The 4,793-nt window shown below is 69.9% G+C and carries 5 protein-coding genes; 2 read left to right on the plus strand and 3 right to left on the minus strand.

All coding sequences use genetic code 11. The features are described 5' to 3' along the window. Positions 1 to 3: 3 nt before the first annotated feature. Positions 4 to 237: a hypothetical protein gene (locus KBX53_RS22635; protein ID WP_030337431.1), complete on the minus strand. Its 234-nt coding sequence runs from the start codon at positions 235 to 237 to the stop codon at positions 4 to 6. 245 nt (positions 238 to 482) lie between these two features. Beyond that, positions 483 to 2,093: an RNA polymerase sigma factor gene (locus KBX53_RS22640; protein WP_210861503.1), complete on the minus strand. Its 1,611-nt coding sequence runs from the start codon at positions 2,091 to 2,093 to the stop codon at positions 483 to 485. A 647-nt stretch (positions 2,094 to 2,740) separates the two neighbouring features. Here KBX53_RS22640 and KBX53_RS22645 point away from each other — a divergent pair. Further along, positions 2,741 to 3,559, plus strand: a complete 819-nt coding sequence (locus KBX53_RS22645; protein ID WP_210861505.1) for an inositol monophosphatase family protein — start codon at positions 2,741 to 2,743, stop codon at positions 3,557 to 3,559. A 19-nt stretch (positions 3,560 to 3,578) separates the two neighbouring features. Here KBX53_RS22645 and KBX53_RS22650 read toward each other — a convergent pair whose 3' ends face one another. Next, positions 3,579 to 4,091, minus strand: a complete 513-nt coding sequence (locus KBX53_RS22650) for a LytR C-terminal domain-containing protein (protein WP_030337437.1) — start codon at positions 4,089 to 4,091, stop codon at positions 3,579 to 3,581. Between the two features lie 433 nt (positions 4,092 to 4,524). Here KBX53_RS22650 and KBX53_RS22655 point away from each other — a divergent pair. Next, a partial coding sequence (locus KBX53_RS22655) for a DUF4193 domain-containing protein (RefSeq protein ID WP_210861507.1) occupies positions 4,525 to 4,793 on the plus strand: 269 nt, incomplete at its 3' end.

Raw genomic sequence — 4,793 nt, forward strand, 5'->3', positions numbered from 1 at the left:
GATTTAGTTCGCCATCAGATCGGCGCCACGCCAGCTGAAATCGGGCTCCGTAGCGAACCGCTCGGTGATCTTCACGAGATCCTCCGCGTACTTGTTCGCGTGGTGCCCGCAGAACACCAGCTCGCTCCCACCCGCCAGAGTGATCCGGAGCTTCCCGGCAGCATTGCAGCGGTCGCACCGTTCATCGGCGGCTGGGGGCGCCACCGTCTCGGGCGGCGGCGTGAGGGTCGGGGTCATCGCCTTCCTCCTCTGGTCGTCACCGATGAACAATCTCTTCGGTCGTTGCTCACCTATCGTGCAACACCCTTACTAGGCACTGCCTTCCCTGTGTGCCCGCGGGGGACCGAGGTCACACCTGGAAGGGACAGTGTGCCGTGCACCCAGGGTGCCACGTCAACGATCACATTCGTGCATCCGGACGATCACCATCTGGTGTTGCACACCAGGTGGTCAAAACGACACGTTGGGTTGACGAAACCCGCTCAGTCCAGGTAATCCCTGAGGACCTGCGACCGGGACGGGTGACGCAGCTTCGACATCGTCTTGGACTCGATCTGCCGGATCCGCTCCCGGGTCACCCCGTAGACCTGGCCGATCTCGTCGAGCGTCCGAGGCTGGCCGTCGGTCAGGCCGAAGCGCAGGCGTACCACACCCGCCTCACGCTCGGAGAGCGTCTGCAGCACCTGCTGGAGCTGGTCCTGCAGGAGCGAGAAGGAAACCGCGTCGACCGCAACCACGGCCTCGGAATCCTCGATGAAGTCGCCGAGCTGGCTGTCGCCCTCGTCGCCGATGGTCTGGTCCAGTGAAATGGGCTCCCGAGCGTACTGCTGGATCTCCAGCACCTTCTCGGGTGTGATGTCCATCTCCTTGGCCAGCTCCTCCGGAGTGGGCTCGCGGCCCAGATCCTGGAGCAGCTCACGCTGTATGCGGCCGAGCTTGTTGATGACCTCGACCATGTGCACCGGGATGCGGATGGTACGGGCCTGATCGGCCATTGCTCGGGTGATGGCCTGTCGGATCCACCAGGTGGCGTACGTGGAGAACTTGTAGCCCTTGGTGTAGTCGAACTTCTCGACCGCCCGGATCAGGCCGAGGTTGCCCTCCTGGATCAGGTCGAGGAAGGCCATGCCACGGCCGGTGTAGCGCTTGGCCAGCGACACCACCAGTCGGAGGTTCGCCTCCAGGAGGTGGTTCTTGGCCCGCTCGCCGTCCCGGGAGATCCAGCCCAGGTCACGGACCATCTCCCGGACGAGCTTCTCCTCGCCCTCGTCGGCGGCCCGCAGCCGCTCGGCGGCGTAGAGCCCGGCCTCGATCCGCTTGGCCAGTTCCACCTCCTGCTCGGCGTTGAGCAGCGGAACCTTGCCGATCTGCTTCAGGTACGCCCGCACGGAGTCGGCGGAGGCGGTCAGCTCGGCGTCACGTCGCGCCTGCTTGAGGGCCTCGGACTCCTCGTCGTCCCACTCGAAGTCGTTGTCGGTCGCCGAGGCGGCGGCGTCGGTCTCGGCGGCCTGGGCCAGCTCGGCCGGCTCCTCGACCACCACATCCTCGATCGCGGCGGCCAGCTCCTCCGGGTCGATCTCGCCCTCGGCGCCCTCGCCCTTGGCCTTGCCGGCGGCCTTGGTCGGCTTGGCTCCGGCAGCCGCTGCCACCGTCGCCTTGGGGGCTCGGGTCGACCGGGTCGCCTTCGCCGGCGTCGCCGCGGCGGCCTCGGCGGCGGTGCCGGTCGCCTTGCGGGCGGCCACCTTGCGCGGGCCCGGCGTCGACGGGGCGTCGTCGGCGGCGGGCGCCTGCTTCGGGGCCGGCGCGGCTGCCTTCTTGGTGGTCTTGGCGGTGGTGGCCCGGGACGCCGGCGTGGTCGAGCGGGCCGCGGCGACGCGGCGACGGGTGCTCGCCGAGCCGTCCACCACGACGGTCACTCCCGCCTCGGAGAGCGCCCGCAGGATCTTCTTGGCCTGGGCCGGAGTCACCTCGGCGGACTCGACGGTGCGCGCGAGCTGGGCCGACGTGAGCTGGCCACCGGCGCTCTGCGCGTGGGCGATCAGGGTGTCGGTGAGCGAGCGAACGTCGGCGCCGGGCTGGCGGGGTTCTGTCACGAATGACCTTCCGGAGGCGAAGAGCGGGCACGGCGTGTTCGTCCAGCGCAGCGAGGGTTACCGTGCCGGGCGATGTGGTTGAGGGACCCCCGTGTCACGGTCCGGCCGGTGATCGGCGGTCCGTGCCGCGTGGGCAGGGGTGAATTGTAACGCCGTCTGCGGCGATCATCCTGCTCCGCACCGCGTACCGCCGGTGGGGACCGTCAGCGCGGCGGAGATGTTGGCTTCGCGGTAATGATAGCCGCGTGGCCGGCGAAGGGCGCCCGTCGTCGAGCCCGGCGGTGCGCAGATCGTGTCCGAACCGCCGCCTGAGCAGCGGGTACGTGGTGGCGAGGGTGCCGGCGGGGATCACCGGGACCACCGGCGGCCTGGCCGGTGGTGGCCCCACCAGGTCGCGGTTGGGCAACGGTTGCGAGCTGAGCACGGACGGGGCGGTAAGCACTTAAGCGACATTACCAACCTAAAGGGGCATATTTGCTGAGGTTGGCCCGGTCAGTCCGCGCCTGTGGGCCAGGTGGCCCCGCAGGGGGATGCCCTGCGCAAACATCCCGGTCTGGTGCCGTCGCACCGCGTGGGGAACGATGATCTTCGGAAGCCGGGTCGCCAGTTCCACCCACCTGCACCCGGCGTGCGGAAAGAGGCGAATCATGACCAACTCGGCTACGCCGCCGTCGGAGCTGCTGGCCATCGCGCTGGAGGTCGCCCGGGACGCGGCGGACACCGCGTACCGGATGCGCGCCGAGGGGGTCGTCGTGGCCGCCACCAAGAGCACCGTCACCGACGTGGTCACCGCCGCCGACCGGGCGGTGGAGCGGCAGATCCTCGACGCGCTGGCCGCGCTCCGCCCGGACGACTCGGTGCTCGGCGAGGAGTACGGCGAGGGGACCTCCGACGCGGGGCGCAGCGGGGTGCGCTGGATCGTCGACCCGATCGACGGCACCGTGAACTACCTGTACGGGCTGCCGCACTCGGCGGTCTCGCTGGCTGCCGAGGTGGACGGGGTGGTGGTCGCCGGCGTCGTGCGCAACGTGAGCACCGGCGAGGAGTGGACCGCCACGGCCGGCGGCGGTGCCTGGCGCGACGGCGTCCGGCTGCGCTGCTCCGCCGAGGTCGACCTGGGGCAGGCGCTGGTCGGCACCGGCTTCGGCTACGACGCCGCCCGCCGGGCGCACCAGGCGCGGGTGGTGGCCGGGCTGATCGCACACGTGCGGGACATCCGTCGGCTCGGCGCCGCCGCGCTGGACCTCTGCCTGGTCGCCGAGGGGCGGCTCGACGCGTACTTCGAGAAGGGTCTTGCGGCCTGGGACCTGGCGGCGGGCGGGCTGGTGGCCGCCGAGGCGGGGGTTCGGGTCGCCGGCCTGGCCGGTCGACCGCCCGGGCCGGACCTGGTGGTCGCGGCCCCGCCCGCGCTCTTCGCGCCGCTGCACGATCGGCTGGCCGCCCTGGACGCGTCCGGCGGTCCCTGACGCCGGGGCGGTTACGCCGTCACTTGGCGGGTGGGGACGGGCAGGAGCCCTTGGGCGCCACCGGCGGGCCCGAGTCGCCGAGGGACTGGTTGACCTCGGTCGTGGTGGCGAGCTGCTGGAAGCGGTTGCCCAGCACCACGTCCACGGTGTCGTCGGTGCGCTTCGGGTCGTAGCCCGGCACGGCGTTGTTGAGGAAGTACGCCTGGAGCAGGTGCGCGGAACCGACGCCCTTCGGGCCGAACCGCAGCACCGCGACGCTGTCGACCTTCTTTTCGTTCCCGGTCTTCTTGACCTGGAACTGTCGGTTGCTGAACTCGTCGGCGACGGTGTGGGCGAGGCCGGGCTGGTCCGTGGCGTTGAATACGTTGATCTTGACGTCCTTGCGCTCGCGCAGGGTCAGATCCGCCAGTGGCCAACCCTCGGGGCAACCCGCCGCGGTGCCCGCGTTGCCCTGGCTGTCGCGGACCACGGCGACGACGACGAAGACCAGGGCGATGACCGCCAACAGGCCGACGACGACGAGTGCTCGCACGCGCGCAAAACTCATCAGGGCACTCCCCGGACCTCAGGTGGGTGGTGACGGCCAGGAACGATCGCTCAGGCCGCCGGCCGTCGAATACGCCGCTGAGGTTAACGGTTGTCCGGCCGTCGCGTGGAAACAGCCCGACATGCCGGCGCGGCGACCGCGAACCGGGTACTACTACCCCTATCTTCGTGTCGCCTGAATCACATTGGGAACAACTTCGCGTGCGGGGGCGTACATCTCAGCCGCAAGGGCGGTATACATGCCTCGCCCAAGGGGGGGTAAGGTTCCGCGCTCGCAGGGGAGTCGCCCCAGCGAGCTCGACCCGTTCGGTCCTCGGGTCGGGTGCCCGACACAAGTGGTGGCCGGCCAGCGGAACCGAAACAGCGTCGTCCGGCGTTACAACCGGAAGCGACAACATCGATATGGGAGAGTGAAACCGATGGCCACCGACTACGACGCCCCGCGTCGCGACGAGGTCGACCTCGGCGAGGACAGCCTGGAAGAGCTCAAGGCACGGCGCGTCGACTCACAGTCGGGCGCGGTGGATGTCGACGAGGCCGAGGTGGCCGAGAGCTTCGAGCTGCCCGGTGCCGATCTGGCCGACGAGGAGCTCACGGTCAAGGTGCTTCCGATGCAGCAGGACGAGTTCAGGTGCGCCCGCTGCTTCCTGGTCCACCACCGTAGCCAGCTGGCGGTCGAGCGCAACGG

This window comes from Micromonospora sp. M51 (assembly GCF_018070305.1).
GTDB classification, from domain to species: domain Bacteria; phylum Actinomycetota; class Actinomycetes; order Mycobacteriales; family Micromonosporaceae; genus Micromonospora; species Micromonospora parva.

Coding starts and splice junctions, on each gene's coding strand:
- KBX53_RS22635 (WP_030337431.1), bottom strand. CDS start 237: ATGACCCCGACCCTCACGCCGCCGCCCGAGACGGTGGCGCCCCCAGCC.
- KBX53_RS22645 (WP_210861505.1), top strand. CDS start 2,741: ATGACCAACTCGGCTACGCCGCCGTCGGAGCTGCTGGCCATCGCGCTG.